We start from the raw sequence: 22,577 nt of genomic DNA, 5'->3' as shown, positions 1-22,577 counted from the left end.
ACGGGGGGTGCGGGGCCGGGGTCAGCCGGTGCAGTCGGCCTTGACGGCGGAGGCGGCGTGGTGGGCGTAGGTCTTGACGCTGTCACCGACCCAGTCCTGGCCCCGGCTGTGCATCACCACGGCGATCCGGCCGCCGCTGAGCGGGAAGGTGCCCGCCGGGACCCACTGGCCGCGGGAGGAGGTCTGGTTCACGTTGAACGACTGGCCCTGCACGGTGTAGTAGGTCGGGGCGCCGCCGACGGCCTTGATGTCGCCGTTGTTCGGGACGTAGACCGACAGGCGGCAGCTGCCGGTGGTGAGCGAGCCGGTGTTGAAGGTCCACACCACCGAGTTGCTGCTGTCGTCCTTGTTGGCGGCGCCCGACATCGGCATCGAGGTGAAGCCGCCCGAGCAGCCGTCGCCGCTGTAGCCGCCGGAGTTCTTGCGCCAGCCCTTCTGCCCGTCGTCGTACCAGCCGTTCTGCTGCATGGAGGTGGATCCGCCGCAGCCCGGGCCGGCCACGCCGTGGTAGATGGGCGCGGGCGGCGGGGCGGGCTGGGTGGGCTTGTCCGGGGGCGGGGCCGGCTGCTGGGCCTTGGCGGGGGGCTGCGGCTGGGTCTGCGGTGCGCCGCCGCCCTGGCCGGAGCCCTGCCCCGCGCCCTGGCCCGCGCCCTGGCCGCTGTTCTGAGCGGTGTTCTGGCCGCCGCCCTGGGGTGCGGCGGGCGCGCCGGCGGCGGCATGATCGGTGCCCGGGGTGCCCTGGCCGGCGGCGATGCCGGGCAGCGCGGCCCCGGCGGCCGCCGCAGCGGGCACCACCGCGCCCTCACCGGGCTGGGCGCCGGCCGGCTGGCCGGGCTGGCCCGGCTCAGCGGGCTGGCCGGGCTGCAGCGGCTGGTCGCCGGGCGGGTTGCCGGGTGCGTCGGCGCCGGGGACGTAGCCGTTGCCGCCGCCGTCGGGCGCGGAGAAGCCGGCGGGCGGCGGCCCGTCGGCGCCGGGGGTGCCGGGGCCGTCCCCGCCGAAGCCCGCGATGCCCAGCGGCACCCCGACCAGCACCAGGCCCGCGATCACCGCGGCGGCCACCATCGGCTTGGGGATGCGCCGCCCGGCGGCCTCCTCCTCGGTCGCGGCGGCCGGCGCGGGCGCGGCGGTCACGCCCGGGCGGGCCTGGCCGGCGGCCTCCACCGCCGTCGCGCCGCTCTCCCTGACCTCGGGCACCGCACCGGCGGCTCCCACCGCCGCAGCTCCCGCCTCGACGGCGGCCGGTGCCACGCCCGCCTTCCCGGCCTCGGCGGCCGGCTCCGGCACCTCCCAGGCCACCGCGGGCAGCTGGATGCCCCCGACGGAGGACCCGTTTCCCCGCGCACTACGTTCCCTGCCCACCCACGCTCCCTGGCCTTGGACGACGCCCGACGGGGCCGCCCCGCGCGGCCGAACCGCCGCGCGGCGAAAACCGCCCCTCCCCCAGACCGACGGACGGCACGTCGCGTCGGGTTCAGCCGATCTCCAGGCTCCAGGCCGGCTCGTCCTGGCGGGGCGGCTTCAGCACGAAGTCCACCGCCCGCCCGAGGGCCTGCGGCGACGGCTGCGGGCACGGCCCGGTGCGCCCGAGCAGGTGCGCGAGCAGCCCGGGCTCGGGCGCGAGGTCGTACTCCTCCAGGTAGTAGGCGACGGTGTCGGTCCAGATCCACTCGCCGTCGGTGCGGTAGTTCATAGGGACGGCGCCCCGGCGGGAGGTGTCGAAGACGTCGTCCATCAGCATCGGCGTCACCAGCACCTCCGCGCCGGACCGCAGGTACGCCAGTAGGGCGGCCCGCTGCCCGGCGTCGCGCACCAGCGGGTGGTCCGGCGCGAAACCGGGCCCGGCCACCGGGTCGACCGTGCCGAACACCGCCGCCAGCCGGAACTCCGGCTCCGCCGCCTGCCCTTGCTGCTGTTCCACGCGTCGTGCTCCCGCTCTCGTGGCCCCGCACCGGGGCGCCCTCACCCGGTCAACGGCTCCGGGCGCGGGCGGCGTTCACCCGGTGGCCGTTCCGCCGGTCAGGCGGTACTGCCCTTGAGGTCGGGCCTGGGGTCCTTCTGGTACCAGAGCAGGAGGGCGGCCTGTACCTCGGCGCTGGGCTTCCACGCCATGATGCCCTTCTTCATGACCTTGTCCAGTTCCTTGACGAAGTCCTCGGGCTTCCCCTTGTAGGTCTTGGCGAACTCCGTGACCTGCCTGGCCGGCGCCGGCTTGATCCCTTGGTCGACCACGCTCGTGGCATTGGCCTCGGCCGCCCGCACCGCCTCCTCGGCCGCCCGTCGCGCCGCCGCCTCCTGCTCGGCCGCCCGCTCCTCGAGCCGCCGGGCCCAGGCGGCCTCGTCGTTCTTCGCGGGGAAGTACCTGAAGGCGATGTCCTTCCCCTTGGGCACGTACGCGCTGGTGGAGTTGAGCCTGGCCACGTCATTCCACCCGTACTCGATGACGCCCTCCACGTCCTTGCCGCCCCTGTGGTAGGTGCGGGGCTGGTTCGACAGCGTCGACTTCTGCCCGGCGGCGATCGTGTACCCCACGTAGGCGCCGACCCCCGGGAACGCCTCCTGGAAGTCCTTGACGACGGACTTGCAGCTGGCGCACGTGCCTCGGGAGGAGAGCACGGTGAGGACACCCTCGGGCTGGGCGGGCAGTCCGGCGCCCGGCTGTCGGGAGACCGCCTTCTCCGGCGGCTTTCCAGAGGGATGGGGGACCTGCTCGAAGCCCCACTCCTTCATCTGCTGGAACGCCTTCGCCAGGCCCTTCACCTCGGCGTCGTAGCGCTGTGTCGGCAAGCCGTTCTCCTTCGCCCACCGGTCGGCGGCCTGGAGCGAGCGGCTGTCGTTGATGGATTCGTCATGGCCGTTGGTGACGGCCGCGGCCGTCTCCCAGCTCTTGTCGCCCTTCAGCGCCAGGGAGATGACGGCGTAGGTCAGGCTCTTGTCGGTGCCGGTGAAGAGCTGCTGGAGGAGTGAGTCCTTCAGGACCACCGTCGCCGCGGCCACGGAGTCAGGGTCCGGTTCCGCCGCCGGAACCGGCTTCGGTTCATCGGCCCTCTCCTTGCCCTTCGCCACCGTTCCCTCCGGCTGCTTCGCCACCTCCTGCGCCTCGGCCGACCGCTGCCCGCCCGACAGCACGTCCGCGATCCGCTCGGCGGAGTTGGTGGTCTCAGGGGAAGCGGACTCGGTGGTCTCGGGCGGAGCGGTCTTGGTGGTCTTCTTCTTGTTCGCGAAAGCCAGGGCGCCCTCCGGTTCGCGGTCGGGGTGGAGGGTGCCCGGGGCGGCGCTGTCGTAGCCCTCGGGGCGGTCGCGGTCGCGGTCCGGGTAGACGGGGGCGGGCAGGTGGGCGCCGCGGTCGACGATCACGGGCGCCTGGCCCTCGGCCGTGGGCCGCTCGACCTCCAGGAAGTGCCCGCCGGCGACGACGGCCGGGTGGCCGTCGGCCGTGAAGCCGACGGCGGAGGCGACCACCAGGTGCCCGGGACCGTCCGTGCCGTCCACGCGCGGGGTGAAGTACACCGGGCCCGTGGCGACCAGTGCGCTGCTGCCCAGGTCAGCCAGGCCGAGCTGGCGCATCACCTCGGTGGTGTACTCGAGCCCGGGCGCCCGCCCGAGGTTGCAGGAGACGAGTTGCAGCCGGTCGGTGCCGTTCCAGACACCGCCCTGGTGCAGTCCGGCCAGGATCCCGACGAGCCGGTCCTCGGTCAGCTCCACCGGCTCGCCGGTTTCGGGGTCGGTGCCGAGCGGCAGCGGCAGGCCGGTGTCGGGGTCGGTGTGCACGGCCAGGGTGAACACGCCGTCCTGCGCGGGGAAGCGCGCCAGGGCGTACCGCTCCGCCGCCGACGGCTCGGGGTGGCCGAGCCACCAGCCGTTGCCGGGGCCGCCGAACGCGCTGAGCGGCGCGCCGACTTCGCCCGCCTTCGGCACCGGGTCGGTCCACAGGAAGCCGCTCGGGAGGTTGATCGTGTCGAAGGGGGCTATCTTGGCCAGCGTGCCTGCCCGCAGGTCGTTGACCACCTCGTGCAGGGTTTCTCTCGTGTACTGGAACTCCAACGGGGGATCGCCCCAGCCGGCGTCCTCGGTGTTGTGGGTCCGCAACAGGAGGGTCTCGTTCCCGTTCTCTCCCTCCTCCAGGCGCAGGTGCACCGTCGCGTTCTGGCCGGTCAGCTTCGGGTGGGTCGAGGTGATCTCGACCGTCTTCTCCCGCCCGTCCGCGGACAGGTGCTCGGTGACACGGAAGTCGGCCCGCAGGTTCTCGGGGAAGGCCGCGCGCAGCGCCTCCTCGCTGTAGAAAACGGCGAACAGGTCGAACACCTCCCTGACGGGGGTCTCGTTCACCCAGCCCGCGATCGTCTCCTGGACGTCGTGGAGCGTCATGGGCTCAGCCTCCGCCCGGATGACGTGGAACGGGCCGTCCTCCTCCCGGCCGGTCACCGTCAGTCGGCTCGGGCCGAGCGTCACCTCGTACTGGGTCGTGTTCACCTCGTCCAAGTGGCCGTGCGCCGCGGCGTGCCCCGGCGGGAAGGACAGCGCCAGCATGGGGTGGGACAGCGGCACCTGGATCTCGAACAGCGCGTAGCGGTCGGGGTTCGACATCCAGCCCTGGGCGAACGCCCGGTCGTAGGTGGTGGAGGAGGGCAGGACGTCGGTGAAGCTCTCCTGCTGCCGGGTCTGCGGCTCCATCCGCACCGCGCGGTACAGGAGCACGGTTCCCTCGGCGCCCGGATGTCCCTCCGGGGGGCGCAGGCGCTCCGCGTGGTTGTAGAACGTCCGCAGATTGCCCATCATCTTGTCGAAGGTCACCGTGCCCTCCCGCTGGAAGAGCCTGCCCTCCGGGTTGCGCAGATTGGTGAAGACCCCGTTCTTGATCTGTCCCATGAATGTGCGCAGCGGACTGTCGGGTGGGGCTGCGGTCAGGTGGTCCACTGACAGCGCCACTGCGGCTGCCGCCTGCTCGGGGGTCGGCTCCGCGTACTTCACCGCCTGGGGGTTGCGGTGCTCCGGTGCTATCGACTCCACCAGGCCGTAGCCCTCGGGGTGGTCGTGGAAGGAGCCGTCCGGCGCCCGGTGGGCCCCGCGCTCCTCCACCTGGACGTGGATCTGACCGGAGTCGCCGTCCCGGACCGCCTGGAACTCCAACCAGTGGTCACCGCCCACCATGACCGGGTGGCCGCTCTCGGTGAAGCCGATGTCGGAGGCGACCACCAGGTGCCCCGGGCCGCCTTCGCGCCGCGGGGCGAAGTACACCGGGCCGGTCGCGGCCAGCGCCCGCGGGCCCAGGTCCAGCTCCTTGAGCCGGAGCATCACCTCGTCGACGAACTCGCGCCCCGGCCCGCGGCCCAGGTTGCAGGCCACGAACTGCACGGTGTCGGTGCCGTTCCAGATCCCCGCCCGGCGGAGGCGGGCCAGGACACCCGCCGTCTGGTACGCCGACAGCGTGCCGTCCGGCCCGTTGGGCCAGACCGGCCGCCCGGTGGCCTCGTCGGTGTGGACGGGGACGACGAACACCCCGGGCTGCTCCGGGAAGTGCGCCAGCGCGTCGCGCTCCGCCTGCGGCATGTCGGCCTCGCCGATCCGCCAGCCCTTGGCGCCACCGCCGAAGGCCGACAGCGGCTGCCCGATGTCCTCCGGCATGGGCGCGGTGTAGTCGAACCAGTCCCAGGGCAGGTCCAGCATCTCGAAGCTGGGGTTCTCGGTCAGCTTCTGCGAGCGCAGGCCGCCGCTGACGTCGCCGATGTTGTCGGCGTTGAAGACCATCGGCTCGCGCGGCTCGGTGTCCTCGCTGGTGCTCCATCGGATCGACACGGATCCGTCGCCGCCGTGATGGATCGCCACTTCGGCGAACTGTTCGGCCAGTTGCTCGTGGGTGTGCTCGATCCTGATGGTCTTCGTGCGGCCGTCCGGCGAGGTCTCCTCGGTGATGCGGTGGAAGTCCGTGAGGTCGCGCGGGTAGGCGGCGCGCAGTGACTCCGGGGTGTAGAAGTCGGTGAAGCGCCGGAACGCGTCCGGGATCGTCATGCCGCTGGACCAGTTGGCGACCTCGCTGCGAATGTCGTCCACCGTCATCGGCGAGGCGTCGACCTTGATGACGTGGTAGCCGCCCGAGTCGTCACGGCCGGTCACCGACAGCCGGGACGGACCGAGCGTCACCTCCGACTGGTTCTCGTTCACGGGATCCGGGTCACCTTCCGCCCGGACGTGTCCGGGCGGGAACGACAGCGCCAGCATCGGGTGCTCCAACGGCACCTTGATGTCGAACAGCGCGTAGTTGTCCGCACCACCGCCGTTCGACATCCACTCCTGCACGAACTCCCGGCTGAACGACGTCGACGCCGGCAACAGCTCCGTGAAGGACTCCCGCTCACGCGACTGGGCGTCCAACTTCACCGCCCGGAAAAGGCTCAGGGACCGACCCGACCCCTCCTCCGCCGGACGCAACGCCCGCGCGTGGTCCAGGAACCGCTGCACATCGACCAACAGCGACTCGTAACGCTCCCCCTCCCGCACCTTGAGCATGCCCTCGTCGTCACGCCGACTCGTGAACGCACCCGCCTTGATCCGCCCCATGAACTCGAACAGGGCCTGATCCTGCTTCGCGGCATCGAGGTGCTGGCGCGCCAGGTCCACCACGAACGGATCGGCGGCGGGCAACGGCGGAGCGGCGGCAGGCTGGTGGAGGTCGTCGCCGTCGAGGTCCGTCAGGTGGTGGTCGGCGTCCTCCGCGGACGCCGCCTCCGGGTCGTGCCAGTCGTAGTCGGGGCTGTACCACTCCCAAGGGAGGTCGAGGGACTCGAAGCTGGGGTTCTCGGTCAGCGTCTGCGAGCGAAGGCTCCCGCTCACCTCGCCGATGTTCTCGGCGGTGTAGCGCATCGGTTCGCGCGGCTCGGTGTCGTCGCTGGAGCGCCACAGGATCGAGACGGATTCGCCTTCATGGCGGATCGTCACTTCGGTGAACTGCCCGTTGAGATCCGGGTGGGAGTGCTCGATCCTGACGGTCCTGGTGAGGCCGTCCGGCGACGACGTCTCCGTGATGCGGTGCTGCGGGTTGAAGTCGTGGGGATAGGCGGCCCGCAGCGAAGCCGGGCTGTAGAAGTCGGCGAAGCCCCGGAACGCGTCCGCCATCGACGTGCCGCTGGACCAGTTGGCGACCTCGCTGCGGATGTCGTCCACCGTCATGGGCTCGGCGTCGACCTTGATGACGTGGTAGCCGCCCGAGTCGTCACGGCCGGTCACCGTCAGGCGACTGGGGCCCAGCGTCACCTCCGACTGCGCCTCGTTCACCGGCTGCGGGTCGTGTTCCGTCCTGGCATGGCCGGGCGGGAACGACAGGGCCAGCATCGGGTGCTCCAACGGCACCTTGATGTCGAACAGCGCGTAGTTGTCCGCACCACCACCATTGGACATCCACTCCTGCACGAACTCCCGGCTGAACGACGTCGAAGCGGGCAGCAGCTCGGTGAAGGACTCCCGCTCCCGGGACTGCGGATCCATCCGCACCGCCCGGAACAGGCTCAGGGACTGCCCTGACTGCCCTGACTGCTCACCCGCCGGGCGCAGCGCCTGCGCGTGGTCGAGGAACGTCTGCACGTCGTGCAGCAGGGAGTCGTAGCGCTCCCCCTCCCGGACCCTGAGCATGCCTTCGTCGTCACGCCGGCTCGTGAACGCACCGGCCTTGATCCGCCCCATGAACTCGAACAGGGCCTGGTTCTGGTTCGCAGCCTCGAGGTGCTGGCGGGCCAGGTCCACCGCGAGGGGATCGGCGGCGGGCAACGGCGAAGCTGCGGGCTGGTGGAAGTCGTTGCCGTCGATGTCCGTCAGGTGGTGATCGGCGTCCTCCGCGGGCGCCGCCTCCGGCTCGTGCCAGTCGTAGTCCGGGCTGTACCAGTCGACGGGGAGGTCGAGGGACTCGAAGCTGGGGTTCTCGGTCAGCGTCTGCGAACGAAGGCCGCCGCTGACGTTGCCGATGTTGTCGGCATTGAAGACCATCGGCTCGCGCGGCTCGGTGTCGTCGCTGGTGCCCCAGCGGATCGATACGGACCCGTCGTCCTCGTGCCGGATCGTCGCCTCGGCGAACTGCCCGTTCAGGTCCGGGTGGGAGTGCTCGATCCGGACGGTCTTCGTGCGGCGGTCCTGCGACCACGACTCGGTGATGCTGTGCTGGGGATTGAAGTCGAAGGAGTAGGCGGCGCGCAGTGACTCCGGACTGTAGAAGTCGGCGAAGCCCCGGAACGCGTCCGCCATCGACGTGCCGCTGGACCAGTTGGCGACCTCGCTGCGGATGTCGTCCACCGTCATCGGTGAGGCGTCGACCTTGATGACGTGGTAGCCGCCCGAGTCGTCACGGCCGGTCACCGTCAGGCGGCTGGGGCCCAGCGTCACCTCCGACTGGTTCTCGTTCACGGGATCCGGGTCACCTTCCGCCCGGACGTGTCCGGGCGGGAACGACAGCGCCAGCATCGGGTGCTCCAACGGCACCTTGATGTCGAACAGCGCGTAGTTGTCCGCACCACCACCATTGGACATCCACTCCTGCACGAACTCCCGGCTGAACGACGTCGACGCCGGCAACAGCTCCGTGAAGGACTCCCGCTCACGCGACTGGGCGTCCAACTTCACCGCCCGGAAAAGGCTCAGGGACCGACCCGACCCCTCCTCCGCCGGACGCAACGCCCGCGCGTGGTCCAGGAACCGCTGCACATCGACCAACAGCGACTCGTAACGCTCCCCCTCCCGCACCTTGAGCATGCCCTCGTCGTCACGCCGACTCGTGAACGCACCCGCCTTGATCCGCCCCATGAACTCGAACAGGGCCTGATCCTGCTTCGCGGCATCGAGGTGCTGGCGCGCCAGGTCCACCACGAACGGATCGGCGGCGGGCAACGGCGGAGCGGCGGCAGGCTGGTGGAGGTCGTCGCCGTCGAGGTCCGTCAGGTGGTGGTCGGCGTCCTCCGCGGACGCCGCCTCCGGGTCGTGCCAGTCGTAGTCGGGGCTGTACCACTCCCAAGGGAGGTCGAGGGACTCGAAGCTGGGGTTCTCGGTCAGCGTCTGCGAGCGAAGGCTCCCGCTCACCTCGCCGATGTTCTCGGCGGTGTAGCGCATCGGTTCGCGCGGCTCGGTGTCGTCGCTGGAGCGCCACAGGATCGAGACGGATTCGCCTTCATGGCGGATCGTCACTTCGGTGAACTGCCCGTTGAGATCCGGGTGGGAGTGCTCGATCCTGACGGTCCTGGTGAGGCCGTCCGGCGACGACGTCTCCGTGATGCGGTGCTGCGGGTTGAAGTCGTGGGGATAGGCGGCCCGCAGCGAAGCCGGGCTGTAGAAGTCGGCGAAGCCCCGGAACGCGTCCGCCATCGACGTGCCGCTGGACCAGTTGGCGACCTCGCTGCGGATGTCGTCCACCGTCATGGGCTCGGCGTCGACCTTGATGACGTGGTAGCCGCCCGAGTCGTCACGGCCGGTCACCGTCAGGCGACTGGGGCCCAGCGTCACCTCCGACTGCGCCTCGTTCACCGGCTGCGGGTCGTGTTCCGTCCTGGCATGGCCGGGCGGGAACGACAGCGCCAGCATCGGGTGCTCCAACGGCACCTTGATGTCGAACAGCGCGTAGTTGTCCGCACCACCACCATTGGACATCCACTCCTGCACGAACTCCCGGCTGAACGACGTCGACGCCGGCAACAGCTCCGTGAAGGACTCCCGCTCACGCGACCGGGCGTCCAACTTCACCGCCCGGAACAGGCTCAGGGACTGCCCAGCCGGGTGCGTCCCGGCCTGGTTCAACGCCTGCGCGTGGTCCAGGAACCGCTGCACGTCGACCAACAGCGACTCGTAGCGCTCCCCCTCCCGCACCCTGAGCATGCCTTCGTCGTCACGCCGACTCGTGAACGCACCCGCCTTGATCCGCCCCATGAACTCGAACAGGGCCTGGTCCTGCTTCGCGGCATCGAGGTGCTGACGCGCCAGGTCCACCACGAACGGATCGACCGCAGGCAACGGCGCCGAGACCATCTCATGGAGGTCGTTACCCTCCGTCAACTCGGGGGCGTACCAGTCGAAGGGGAGCTCGATCGACTCGAAGCTGGAGTTCTCCTGCAGCTTCCGAGTGCGAAGGCTGCCGAATACCTGCCCGATGGTCTTGCCGCTGTAGGCCGCCCGAATACGCACAGGGGCTTCGTCGCCCTCGACCGCGTCCTCGGTGGTGCGCAGGGTGACCGACACGGACTCGCCCTCGTGCCGGACCTCCACCTGGACGTACTGGCCTTGCAGGCTCTCGTGCGGGTACTCGATCTTGACGGTCTTCGTGAGGCCGTCCGACGACCACGTCTCGGTGATGCGGTGCTGAGACCCGAGGTCCTTGGGGTAGGCGGCGAGCAGCGACTCCGACGTGTAGAAGTCGGTGAAGCGCTGGAAGGCCTCCGTCATCGTCATGCCGCTGGACCAGTTGGCGACCTCGCCTCGGATGTCGTCGACCGTCATCGGTGAGGCGTCGACCTTGATGACGTGGTAGCCGCCCGAGTCGTCACGGCCGGTCACCGACAGCCGGGACGGACCGAGCGTCACCTCCGACTGGTTCTCGTTCACCGGCGCCGGGTCACCTTCCGCCCGGACGTGACCGGGCGGGAACGACAACGCCAGCATCGGGTGCTCCAACGGCACCTTGATCTCGAACAACGCGTAGTTGTCCGCACCACCACCGTTCGACATCCACTCCTGCACGAACTCCCGACTGAACGACGTCGACGCCGGCAACAACTCGGTGAAGGACTCCCGCTCACGCGACTGCGGATCCATCTTCACCGCCCGGTACACGCTCAGGGGCTGACCCGGCCCCTCCCCCGCCGGACGCAGCGTCTGCGCATGGTCGAGGAACCTCTGCACATCGAGCAGCAGCGACTCGTAGTCCGGCCCCTCCCGGTCCTTGATCATGCCTTCCTCGTCACGCTTGCTCGTGAAACCGCGGTTCCTGAGCCACCCCATGTACTCGAACAGGACCGGGTTCTGCGACGCGGCGCCGAGATGCCGGCGAGCCACGTCAACCGCCGTCGGGTCGACGGGAGGCAACGGCGCGGCAGGCGGTTCCCCGTGTGAGAGGTGCTCTCCGACGGTCGGCTCGTCATGGACGGCCGCCGGGGACCTCACCTCGCTCTCCTGGTGGGTGAGGTACTGGCCGTGGGTCAGGTCGCGCAGGACGGGGCCCGAGTGGAGGACCTCCTCGATGCGCTGGAGGTGGCGGGGCAGGACGGTGAAGTCGTCGCGGTGGGCGGCGGTGCCCATGACGCCGTTCTCGCCGGCCCAGCGGTCGCGGCGGCGCAGTGCGAAGGCGTCGCCGGGCCTGGCGGCCGGTTCGACGTACTCGTCGGGCAGGCCGAGGAAGTGCAGCACTTCGTGCAGCAGCACGCCGGGGGCGCTGCCGTCGTACCAGTGGAGCTGGTCGCTGCGGCCGGTGCCGGGCAGGACGGTGATGCTCTGGTGCGCGCCGGCGGCCTTCGGGGCGCTCTCCAGGCGCAGGTGGACCTGGTCGCCGCCGGGCAGGCGGTGGCGTTCGTTGAAGCGGTCGGCGACGACGGCGCGGGCGCGGTCGAGCACGCGGGTGGCGGCGGCCTCGGGGAGGGGTTTGCCGTCCGGTCCCTTGAGGTGGAGGTTCAGGGTGAACTCGGTGACCCAGTGGTCCGGTTGGGCCTCGAAGCGCCGCACGTCGTAGGTGATCGCGGTGTCGGCGCCGTGCAGGTCGCCGAGGCTGCGCTGGGAGCGGGGCAGGCCGCCGGGGCGCCGTACCCGGTTCTCGTACTGCTCGCGCACCTTGGGGCCGGCGATGGCGCCCGGGTTGTCCTGGCCGCGCACGCGGGCGTCGAAGCGGACGGTGTCCATGCGGGCGGACGGTGCGAGGGTGCGGATGTCGGCCCAGGCGGAGGCGGGCAGCAGCGGGCGCGGGTCCGCGGGCGGTACGGCCGTGGGCGGCACGGCGGGCGGCTGGGCGGGCGGTGCGGCGGCCGGCGTCCTGGGGGCGGTGTCGGGGGTGTCGGAGGCGGTGTCGGTGGGGCGGGTGAGCGGGCCCGACGGGGTGTCCTGGGTGGGCTTCTCCTCGGGTACGGGGGTCGGCTCCGGCTCGCGCGAGGACTCGTTCGCGGGCTCGTGCGAAGACTCGTTCGCAGGCTCGCGCGAGGGCTCCGGCGTGGGCTCGGGGCGGCGGCCGAAGACGTTCTCGTGGGTGGCCTCGTGGCCGCGCCAGCGCTCGCCGTCGAGGTCCTCGGGCGCCCAGTGCTCCCGGTAGGCGTCGAAGAAGTCGTCGCCGTACTCGCCCTTGAGCTTGCGGATCTCCGCCTCCGGCACCCGGCGGTCCTCGGCGAGCCGGTCGTAGCCGGCCGCGGCGCGCTCGCGGGCCGGCAGCACGGCGCGTTCGAAGGCGACGTGCTCCGCCAGGCCCTCGGTCAGCCGGTCGCGCTCGGCGCGCCAGCGGGCCACCTGTTCGGGCAGCTCGGCGCGGTGGTCGGCGCCCGGATCGCGCAGCAGGGCGCGGAAGGTCTCCTCGAAGGCGGCGCGGACGCGCTCGGTGTAGCCCTCGCGGACCCGGCGGGCGGCGTCGGTAGCGGACGGTTCGGTGCGGTCGGTGCGGGTGCCGCGCACCGGGCCCAGGGCCATCTCGACGGAGGCGGCGGCGTCGCCGTCGTGCTCGGTGGCGTGCTCGGGGGCGTGCTCGGGAGCGCCCTCCGGGCCGCCCAGGTCGCGCGGGACATGGGTCCGGGCGCTGTCCTCGGCGGCGCGCAGCGCCTCCTCCCGGGCACCGTGCAGGGCCAGCAGGCGGTTGGCCTCGGCCCGGGAGGTGAGCTTGTCCAGTTCCGCCTTGAGGTGGGCGGGGTCGCGGTCGGCGGCGGTGTGCTCGGCGACCAGGCGGTCGGCGCGGCGGGCCAGATCCGCGCGGGCGGCGGCCACCGCGCGCGCGGACGGGCCGTCGGCCAGGCCGAGTTCGCGCAGCGCCTCGGGGCCGAACTGGTCGGCGGCGGTGTCCTTCCACGCCGCGGCGGCGTCGTCCACCGCGTCGGCGGAGCGCTTGAGCCCGGCCTCGCGCACCGCCTGGACGGTGAAGTCGTGGGACAGCCCGGCCCGGTGGCGTTCCAGGGCCTCCTGGAAGTCGGCTTCGAGCCGGGTGCGGCCCAGGCGGGTCGGGTCGACGGGGGCGAGGTCCTCGCCGCCCTCCTCCTCGATCCGCGGGGAGGGGCCCTCGTCGCCTCCGTGCAGGTCCGCCAGCCGCTCCCGCAGGGCCTCGGCCAGCTGGTCGCGGACCTCGGGTGTCAGCCGGACGTCCCCGGTCAGGCCGGCGGCCTCCAGCAGGGCGCGGTCGCGGTCGGAGAGCTCGTCCGCCGACCATCGGTCGTGGGCGTCGTCGACCACCCGGTCGACCTGCTCAAGCGCTTGGGCCCGCGCCTGGCGGACGTCCAGCTCCCGGCCGGCCTCGCGCAGGCGGCGCTCCAGGGCCCGGGCGGCCAGGGCGTTGCGCTCGGGGGTGAGGTCGGTGCGGGCGGTGAACAGCTGGGCGATGTCCTGCTCGGCCTCGGCCCGGAACTTCTCCGAGGCGTCGCGGCGGATCCCGGTGAGGGTGTGGTCGCCGGAGTGCTCCGGGCCCAGGCCGCGGTCGGCCAGCAGCCGCTCGAAGCGGCCGACGGCGAAGGTGAGCGCGAGTTCGCGGGCGCCGGTCAGCTCCAGGCGGTCCGTGGCACCGGCGAGGATCTCCTCCCGCTCGTGCGGGCGCGCTTCGAGGTCCTCCCGCATCGTCTCCGCGGCCCGGCGCCACACCGGCGAGTCGGGCGTCACCAGGGCGCGCAGCTCCCGGGGCAGGAGGGCGGCGCCCTCCGTCAGCCGGTCCTCGATCGCACGGCGGTCCGCCTCCTGCCGCTCGGCCTCGGCGAGCCGGGCGTCGTGGTCGTCGGCGAGGGACTGCTGCTTGTCCCGCCAGGCGGTGCGCCGTTCGTCGCCGGCGGGCGCCTTGGCGTGCTCGGGGGCGTCGACCTGGTGGTAGAGGTGGCCGGCGGAGGTGGCGGAGGAGGACGGCGGGGTGTCAGGGGTGTGCGGGTCGGGGCCCGGGCCGTTGGGCTTCGGGTCGCGCGGCGGGGTGGCGGGCGGCGGCGGGACCTGCGGGTCGGGGCCCGGGCCCTGGGGAGTCTTCGGGTCGGGGCGGTTGGGGTCGCTGTGGTTGGGGTCGGGGCGGTTCGGATCGGTGTGGTTCGGGTCGGGGCGGTTGGGGGTGGCCGGCACCGCGCCGTCGCCGGGGCCGCCGGCGCTGGTGCGGATCGGCGGTGGTGGCGGCGAGGCGGCCGGGCTGCGGTGGGAGCCGCCCTCCTGCGGCTGCGGCTGGGTGCCGTTCACGGTGCCGCCGGTGCGCGTGGTCGTGGACTCGTGCAGGGGCGCCTCGCCGTGCTCGTCGACGACGGTGGTGCGGCGCGACGGGTCCGGCTTGGGCTGTGCCTGGGGCTTGACGGCGCCGCTCTGGCCGTTGGCGTCGGCGTAGGCCGTCGCGGTGCTGCCGCGCTCGCCGCCGTTGCCTGCCTTGGCTCCGCCGTCCGCGTTCCGCTGGCCGCCCCCGGTGGTGGTGGTGTTCTCCGCCCCGCCGTCCGTCTTCCTCGGCACGGGCGGCGGGACGACGGTGTCCCGCTCGCCCTGGCCTCCCGACGCGGCCGGAGGCTTGGGCGGCCCGGACGCGGCGTTGCGCTCGTCGCCGCGGGACTGGGTCTCGACCGGCCGGACCGGGGCCTTGGGGTCCCAGCCGCCGTCGACCGAGGAGTGGAAGCTGCTCTTGCCCGCGGGGTCGGCGAGGACGCCGTCGCCGTTCTCCTCCGGGTGGTGGCTGCCGGAGTCCAGCAGGGTGGAGCCGGACAGCGAGCCGGTGCCCTCGGTCCTGATCGAGACGCCGTCGGACTTGATCGAGGCGCCGTCACCGCCCGACAGCCGCGTACCGCCGATCTGGTCGATGTGGCCGGGGCGGGGCACCGGGAAGGGCGCCGCGTGGCCGCCCATGTTGCTGATCACCGACAGGAAGGTCATCGGGTGGGTCGGGCCGTAGAACCCGCCGTTCTCGTCGGTGATCCGCGAGCTCTCCAGGCCTCGGACGAAGTCCGCGTAGCGCAGGGTCAGCGGCGAGGCGAGGCCCATGATCATGTGCCGCATGCCGGCCATCATGAAGCCGCCGACGAAGCTCATCCCGCTGGCCGACCACTCGCCGTTGTAGATCGTGTTGTAGATGCCCTCGGTGAGGTACTGGTTGATGCCCGACTCGAACTGGCTGCCCAGGACTGCCCCGAGGTGGAACATCTTGTCCATCTTGTTGATGCCGCCGGCGAGTTCGGGCATCTTCTCGACCAGCAGCTTGAGTTCGGGCGTGAGGGCGACCTTGCCGCTGTCCTTGGCGAGGTTCTCCAAGGCCTCCTTGAGCGCCTCCTGGCTGCTCTCCTTGGCCACCGTCTTGAGCGAGTGCTGGACGAACTGCTTGCCGATCTGCTCGCCCATGTCGCGGGCGAGTTGTTCGCCGATCTCCTGGCCGAGCTCCTTCTCGAAGAGCTCGCCGAGCTGGCGCACGAACTTCTGGCCCATCGCGGCGCCCACCTTGCGCCCGCCCTTGAAGCCCTTGGCGAGGTACTGGGAGTTCTCCTTGAGGAGGGTGGTGATGCCGTTGGCGAACCGCTCGGCCGCCTCGTTGCCGAGCAGACGGCCGAAGCCCTCGCCGGCCTCCTTGCCCGCGCCCTTGAGCGCGCCGCCGGCCACGCCCTCTCCGAGGTCCTTGCCGATCCCCTTGAGCGCGCCCGCCGCAGCGCCCTCCCCCAGCTCCTTGCCGATCCCCTTGAGCGCGCCGCCCGCCACACCGCCGGCCAGGTCCTTGCCGACGCCCCCGGTCAGGCCCTTGATGACGTCCTTGAGGGCGCTCTCCACGAACAGCTTGCTCAGCCGCGGGCCGAGCAGCTTGCCCAGTCCCATGCCCAGCAGGCTGAGCGGTCCGCCGATCGCGCCGCTGATCGCGCCGAAGATCGCCGCCTGCTTGGTGAGGTCCTTGTCCCACTCGTGGCGGTCACCGTGCTGGAACTGGATGCCCTGGATGATCGCGTCCAGCATCAGGCCGCCGACGATGCCGCCGAAGGTGTGCATGGCGATCAGCGTGAGGAGCTTCTTGACGAGCCAGAGCAGGAACTGCCGGGTCAGGATCTTCTTGAACTCCAGCGCCACCATCGAGCCGCCGCCGGTGAACACGGACCAGGCGATGGCCAGGGCGATCTCGAAGAGCAGCTGGATGAGCTGGCCGATCGCCATCCACTTGGTGTACTCGACGGTGTTGGCGACCTTGCCCGCCAACTCGGCCAGCTGGGTGCAGAGTTCGCCGGCCTTGCGGAGCGGGTCGTTGGCCTCGTCCGTGTTGACGAAGCGGCCCCACTCCTTGCGGAACGCCTGGGCGGCCTCGCCCTCCAACCGCTTGTCGCAGTTCTGCACCGCGTCGAGGATGTGCCCGCTCAGCTTGGGCAGATCCTCGGCAAGTGCCTGGTAGTCGTCCCGGACGTCGCGCAGCTTCCCCTCGTCGGACTCCGGCCAGGGCATGCCGCTGATGATGTGGAAGAACTGCGCCAGACCCGGGGAGACGTGGACCGAGGAGTGGGGCATGGCGCAGGGCCTCCGGAGGCGGGGCTGATGGTTCGGGCGGTACGGGGGCGTTCGGGCGGTGGTGCCCGGGGGCCGGGGGTTTACGGACGGAGGCTCACGCCAGGCCCACGTTGTGCTCGTCGGTGGCGTCCAGGAGGTCGACGGTGTCCTTGCCGTGCTGGGACATCGCCATGATCTTGTTGTAGATCTGGCCCGTCAGCGTGGTGAGGTCCGCGGTCGGCTTGTCGATCTTCTCGTGGTACTGCTTGCCGATGTCGTCGCCGCCGCCGGCCTGGACGTTCCACTCGTTGATGTCCTTCACCTCCCCGTGGATCTTCTTGACCAGGGCGGCCACGTCCTCGAAGTTGCTGAACGCCTCCTTGGCGCCCTCTTCCTTGCGCAGCGTCCTAGCCATTGAACTCCTCCTGCTTGCGGGACTTGGCGGTCCGGTCGGCGCCGGGGCGCATCGCGGTGAGCGGGGCGAGCAGTGCGTCCAGGTCCAGGCCCGCCCCGCCCCCGAAGAGGTCCTCCTCGTCACCGCGTTCACCGGTGAAGCCCATCCGCAGCGTCTCGCCGACGCCCTCGAAGCCGCGCATCTCGGCGGTGAGCTGATCGCCCATCCGAGCCTTGGCCTCGTTGAAGACGTCCTTGAGCACTGCGCTCAACTCGGCCGGGGCCATGGACTGGTAGGCGGTGGTGTGGAAGCTCAGCGCGAGCAGTTCACCCTGCGGGCCGACCTTCGCGGTGACCATCCGGTCCTTGCTGGTCGCGGTCGCGGTCATCGACTGCATCCGGCGGGTGGACTCGGCCAGCCTCTCCTGCTGCTCCGCCAACGAGGCGATGGCCTGGTTGAGTTGGTCCTCGAAGGAGTACGACATGTCTTTTCTGTTCCTCGTTCCTCGGTGGGGTCGTCACGCGTCGTCCGGAGCCCGGTCCGGCCGCCGGTTCAGCGGCCGATCACTCCGCTGACCGCACCGGTGTCGGTGCCCCACACCTCTTCGTCCTCCGCCAGCCAGGTGGTGCGCTGGCGGTCCTTCTCCCCCTGGCCGGCGCCCATGCCACCGCCGCCCATCGGCCCCATCGGCATCCCGCCGCCGCTGGTCTGCATCGAGCGGCCACGCATCGCGGCCTCCTCGGCGGACATCGCGGAGGCCTTCTGCATGGCCGCCTTCTCGGCTGCGGCGGCCTCGGCCGCGGCGGCGGCCGCCGCCTTGCCGCCCGGAGCCAGCCCGCCGCTGTTCTCGACGGCCCGCGCGCTCAGCCCGCCGCCGGAGCTGACCAGCTTGGGCAACTGGCCGCCGCCCGACCCGACGCCGCCCCCGCCGATGCCGCCCGCTCCCCCGCCGCCCAGCAGGCCCGAGTAGGCGCCCAGCCCGCCGGCGCCCGCGCCCGAGCCGTGGTCGTCGAAGGCGCTGCCCAGGTCCAGCTTCCAGTCGGAGCCGGTGGTCGGCAGCCGGGTGCCGCCGCCCGACCCGATACCGCCGCCCCCACCCCCGCCGCCGCCCCCGCTGCCCATGATCGTGTCGATCGCGTGCTGGCGGTCGGTGTAGCGCTGGGAGACGTCGGAGATCGGGCGGCCGGTGGAGTCCAGCAGGGTGCCGTCGGCGGCGATGGAGCCGCCCTTGGCCAGCACCACCGGGTTGCCGTCGCGGTCCAGGACCTCCTTGCCGTCGGGCCCGATGACCGTCCCGTCCTCGCGGACCCTGGAGCCCTTGGGCACCTTGGCGTTGGTCCCGTAGATGCCGCCGCCGGTGCCGGGCGGCACGTCCGAGCCCGGCGGGACGACGACGGGCTTGCCGTCCTTGCCGATCACCTTCTGGCCGTTGGCGTCGTAGACCTGGCCGTCCTTGCCGATGTAGCCGCCCGGGGGCAGCAGCACCGGCTTCTTGTCGGCGCCCAGGACGGGCTTGTGGTCCTTGTCGAGGATCGGTGTGCCGGCGCCGTCGCCGATGCCGGAGCCGCCGCCACCGCCGGGGCCGATGACGGGGGGCGGTGGCGGCAGGTGGGTCTTGTCGCCGCCCTTGCCGCCCCCCGCACCGCCACCGGCACCGCCACCGGCACCGCCTGAGCCGCCGCCCAGGTCGAACTTGCCGTTGCCGTCCTTGCCGTCGCCCCCGCCGCCGCTGCCGCCGCCCAGGTCGATGTTGCCGTCCTTGCCGCCGTCCTTGCCCCCGTCCTTTCCGCCGTCCCCGGCGCCGGTGGGCGGGCCGGTGGGCAGGTCGAGGGTGGCGTTGCGGTAGCCGAAGCCGAAGTCGGCGTCCAGCCGGTTGAAGGCGTCCTGCAGGACGAGCATCGGGTCACCCACCTTGCGCAGGCTCACCGCGGCCGTGTTGGGATCCTCCGTCTGGAAGGCGTAGGACCGGTCGTCGAGGTACTTCTTGACGTTGTCCAGCCAAATGGACTTGGCCTTGAGCTCCAGCTGGTCGTAGAAGCCCTGTTCCCGGGGGTCGCCGAGGGGGGTGGTGATCGAGCTGATGGCGTGCGCGGTGGAGTCCAGTTGCGGCACGACACCCACCAGGGCCGTCGACAGGGCCTCGTAGATGGCGTGCGAGGGCCACAGCTTCCCGCTGTCCCACCAGCGCTGGTGGACGGTGTGGAGCTTGTCGACGGTGGCGGGGAGCAGGTCGGCCACCGCCCTGAGGTCGGCCTCGTACGGGCTGTTCTCCAGCTGGACGCGGACGGTCTCCAGCTCCAGCGCGTACTGCTTGAGCAGCACCTTGAACTCCCCGGCCGCGTCACCCTGCCAGTTGCTGTCCGGCCCGTTGACCAGCTCCGCCCAGTGCTGCACCCGCGGGTGCCAGAGGTCCAGCCACGCCCGCACCTGGGCGATGCCGTCCGCGGCGTACCGCAGGCTCTCGGGCTTGACCGTGTCGTTCCCGGGCCCGCCCGAGCCCAGCGGCGCGAAGATCCCCTCGTGCTGGTGGATGAACTGGGACAGCGGCTTGTCCGCGTCGTTGCCCCAGTCCGTGTAGTTGACGCTCACCGTGATCCGGATGCTGTGCGCCAACGTGCCGTGCATGTAGTTCCACGCCCACCAGACGTCGGGGGTGCCCATCCCCGAGACCGCGCCCTTGTCCGTGGTGCCGTTGTAGAAGTTGTTGAAGTCGAAGACCAGCTTGTCGATCGGGCGCAGCCAGGGCTTGTCCTTGGAGGGTCCCGCGACCTGGTCCCTGGTGACGATCTTGGAGCTGCGCTGGGCCTCGGAGGCGAAGAAGCCGAGTACGCTCTCCCAGTTCAGATCGGCCATGGGGGTTCGTTTCTCCAAAGGGTGTCGGGCGGTCGGGCCGGGGCGGGGGTGGCGCTAGGACGACGTGCTGGTCTTGGGCGGGGTGGCGGACGAGACCTTGCCGAGGATCGCCATCATGTCGGCGGCCGTCATGGCCTCCTCGTGGGCGGCCTCCATGAGGGTCAGCGCGAGCCGGATCCTCAGCTGGCCCTCGGTCATCTGGGTGCCCATGGTCTTGAGGTCCGTGGAGATGCCCCCGGCGAGGGTCTTGAAGTCGGTCTGGATCTTGGTCGCGATGGACAGCGCCGCCGGCGAGCCGTGCCCCAGCAGCAGCGTGGAGTAGTCGCCGCCGCCCTCGCCGGCGAAGGAGAGCATCGCCCGGTAGCCGGGGTTGCCCGCCAGGTCCTTGAGGAAGGCGCCGAGCTCGGTGTCCGCGAAGTACTTGAGGTCGTCGTGCTTGACGCTGAGGGTGTGGTTGTAGTCCGGCTCGGTGGGCGTGGCCATCAGCCGATACCCGCGGCGGCCCGCTTGTCGGCGTCGCGCAGCAGGCCGTGCATGGTGCGCAGGGCCTCGACGCCGGCGGCGATCTCGTTGTTCATGTCGGTGTTGTTGTTGGACAGCACCGTGTTGAACGCCTCGGCGGCCTGGGCGAGGCTGCCGCTGAGGTGCTCCTGGTTGCTCTTGATGGCCGCCATGCAGCTGGTCATGGCCTCTGCCATGGCCCGGCTGGCCTGCTCCATCTCGTCGGCTGCCTGGTCGATGTTGGCGTGGTTGAGCAGGATGTTCGCCATCGGGGTTCCTCGCTGTGAGTCGTGGTGGTGGTGCTGGTGGAACTTCGGGTCAGGCGGGCCGGGTCAGGGGTTGAGGCCCTTGTAGACGCTGTCGGAGTGCCCGCCGCCCCAGCCGCCGCCGACCCCGGTGGCCTCGTCGTGGGCGTTGTTGACCTGCCGGTGCCCGGCGGCGAAGGCCTCCTGGAAGGTCCGGTAGGCGCTCTGGAGGTTCGCGTACTTGCCCTCCCAGGCGTTGAGGTTGTCCGTGTACTTCGTGCTGCACGCGGCCTGGAAGTGCTGCTGGACCTCGGTGTTGATGTCGTGGATCCGCGCGGCGGCCCGCATCATCGACTCGATCTGTTCCTCCAGGGTGGCGTGGGTGCCCTGGACGGCGTTGTCGTTCACCTTCAGGTTCACGGTGGTTCCTTTCCTCGGCCCGGATTCGGATTTCCGGGTTCATTTCAGGTCAACGGGGTCGTGGGGAGCGTTGGTTCAACGGGCGCACGCGGGGCCCGGTAGGGCGGTGGCGGCGGGGCTCGCGGCGGGGCCGGTGAGGGCGGCGGGGTCGAGGCTGGGGCCGGTGGGCAGCAGGGCCAGCAGGGCGGCGGGCACGCCCGCGGGGGTGACGTCGGCGTAGCCGAGCTGCTTGGCGACGGCCGGTGAGGCGAGCGGGTACTTGGCGCCGTTGTCGGTGACCAGGTACAGCGTCGTGCCGGTGCCGGCGGTGGACAGGGCGCGCACCAGGGCGCCGCCGCCGGGGCGTACGGCGATGGTGTCGGCGGGGGTGCAGGCGGCCTCGATGCCGGGCTGGGCGGCGGGGCCGGGGCCCTGGACGGCGGTGTCGTCGACGAGGGTCAGGGTGGTGGTGGGGCCGGGGTCGCCGGGGCGCAGTGCGGTGCACAGGTCGCGGCCCTGGGGGGCGGTGACGAGTTCGGGCACGGTGCTGGGCAGGGCGGCGGCCGGGGCGGGGGTGGCGGGCGCGGTGTGGGCGGCGAGGTCGGCGGCGCCGATGGCGGTGGGGGTGGCGGCGGCCTTCTGGTAGGCGCTCTCCTGGGTACGGGGGTCGGCGAGGACCAGTTGCAGGGCCATCGGGGTGAGCGGGGCGAGTCCGGCTGGGGTGAGCAGGTACGGGTCGCCGCCGGGGCCGGTGAAGAGCTGGCCGACCCGGGTGGGGCGGGTGGCGAGGTCGGGGCCGGGGGTGCCGCGCTGGTCGAGGTCGGGGCCGGCCAGGTCGGGGCCGGCGGGCAGGGCGTCGAGGAAGGCCTGGGTGACGGGCTGGGGGGTGACGGCGGCCTGACCGAGGGCCTGGCGGGCGCCGTTGCGGGTGTCCAGGCGCAGTCGGCGCCCGTGCCACAGCAGGTGCTGGGTGCCGTCGGGGGCGGCGACCAGGAAGGCCTGACGGTCGGTGAGGGCGGTGCCCTGGGTGGTGGGGTCGATGGCCAGGGCCAGGCGGGGGCGGCGGGTGCCGGAGGGGTCGGGCTGCCAGCTCGCGCAGGCGAGCCAGGGGGCGGTGGCCAGGCGCTCGGACTGCGGCAGGCCGTCGGGGGCGCCGGGGATGCCCAGGGGGGTGCCGCGCGGGGTGTCGGCCAGGGAGTGGACGCTGACCTGGTCGACGGTGAGCTGGTCGCCGGCGAGCAGGCGGGCGGTGGCCTCGTTGAGCACGGGGTGGAGGGCGCCGTCGACGTAGAGGTAGCGGGCGCCGCTCTCCTTGACCAGGACGAGGGTGCCGGGCTTCTTCCAGCCGGTGGCACCGCCGGGGACGAGGACGCCGTAGACGGCGGCGATCAGGGCGGCGAGGGCGGCGACGACCAGGCCGGTGACGATGCCTCGGGAGGTGCGCCCGGTGGGGACGTCGGGGGCGTCGGGGGCGCCTCGGAGCATGCCGGTGGCGAGGCGGCCCATCACGAACAGGTGGGCCTGCACCTGGTCGCGCTTCGACTGCATGGTGGCGGTTCTCCTCGGTGGCGGGGCTCAGC

General features: G+C 71.9%; 10 protein-coding genes. All 10 read right to left on the bottom strand.

Annotated features, from left to right (window positions below):
• Positions 1-21: 21 nt before the first annotated feature.
• The 10 genes from ACFXOZ_RS15295 to eccB all read right to left on the bottom strand — a co-directional run bounded on the left by ACFXOZ_RS15295 (position 22) and on the right by eccB (position 22,545).
• Positions 22-1,359, bottom strand: a complete 1,338-nt coding sequence (locus ACFXOZ_RS15295) for a hypothetical protein (RefSeq protein ID WP_380590623.1) — start codon at positions 1,357-1,359, stop codon at positions 22-24.
• Positions 1,360-1,471: 112 nt separating this feature from the next.
• On the bottom strand, positions 1,472-1,918 hold the full coding sequence (locus ACFXOZ_RS15290; RefSeq protein ID WP_380531682.1) for a hypothetical protein: 447 nt from the start codon (positions 1,916-1,918) through the stop codon (positions 1,472-1,474).
• A 98-nt stretch (positions 1,919-2,016) separates the two neighbouring features.
• Positions 2,017-16,626, bottom strand: a complete 14,610-nt coding sequence (locus ACFXOZ_RS15285) for a hypothetical protein (RefSeq protein ID WP_380590620.1) — start codon at positions 16,624-16,626, stop codon at positions 2,017-2,019.
• 94 nt (positions 16,627-16,720) lie between these two features.
• Positions 16,721-17,020 carry a hypothetical protein gene (locus ACFXOZ_RS15280; protein ID WP_380590618.1) on the bottom strand — a complete coding sequence of 100 codons (300 nt, stop codon included), beginning with the start codon at positions 17,018-17,020 and terminating at the stop codon, positions 16,721-16,723.
• Complete coding sequence (locus ACFXOZ_RS15275; protein WP_375895403.1) at positions 17,013-17,483, bottom strand: YbaB/EbfC family nucleoid-associated protein; 471 nt, start codon at positions 17,481-17,483, stop codon at positions 17,013-17,015. The genes ACFXOZ_RS15280 and ACFXOZ_RS15275 overlap by 8 nt, the downstream gene beginning before the upstream one ends.
• Positions 17,484-17,551: 68 nt before the next feature.
• A complete protein-coding gene (locus ACFXOZ_RS15270; protein ID WP_380590615.1) occupies positions 17,552-19,852 on the bottom strand; it encodes a hypothetical protein in 2,301 nt (766 codons plus the stop codon).
• A 54-nt stretch (positions 19,853-19,906) separates the two neighbouring features.
• A complete protein-coding gene (locus ACFXOZ_RS15265) occupies positions 19,907-20,335 on the bottom strand; it encodes a hypothetical protein (protein ID WP_375895399.1) in 429 nt (142 codons plus the stop codon).
• Positions 20,335-20,622, bottom strand: a complete 288-nt coding sequence (locus ACFXOZ_RS15260) for a hypothetical protein (protein ID WP_375895397.1) — start codon at positions 20,620-20,622, stop codon at positions 20,335-20,337. Before ACFXOZ_RS15260 ends, ACFXOZ_RS15265 begins: the two co-directional genes overlap by 1 nt.
• A gap of 63 nt (positions 20,623-20,685) precedes the next feature.
• On the bottom strand, positions 20,686-21,018 hold the full coding sequence (locus tag ACFXOZ_RS15255; RefSeq protein ID WP_375895395.1) for a hypothetical protein: 333 nt from the start codon (positions 21,016-21,018) through the stop codon (positions 20,686-20,688).
• Between the two features lie 75 nt (positions 21,019-21,093).
• On the bottom strand, positions 21,094-22,545 hold the full coding sequence (gene eccB / locus ACFXOZ_RS15250) for a type VII secretion protein EccB (protein WP_380590612.1): 1,452 nt from the start codon (positions 22,543-22,545) through the stop codon (positions 21,094-21,096).
• Positions 22,546-22,577: the final 32 nt, after the last annotated feature.

The sequence above is a fragment of the Kitasatospora sp. NPDC059160 genome (assembly GCF_042755465.1).
In the GTDB taxonomy this organism is placed as follows: Bacteria; Actinomycetota; Actinomycetes; order Streptomycetales; family Streptomycetaceae; genus Kitasatospora.
This window is presented reverse-complemented; position numbering and strand designations above follow the sequence as displayed.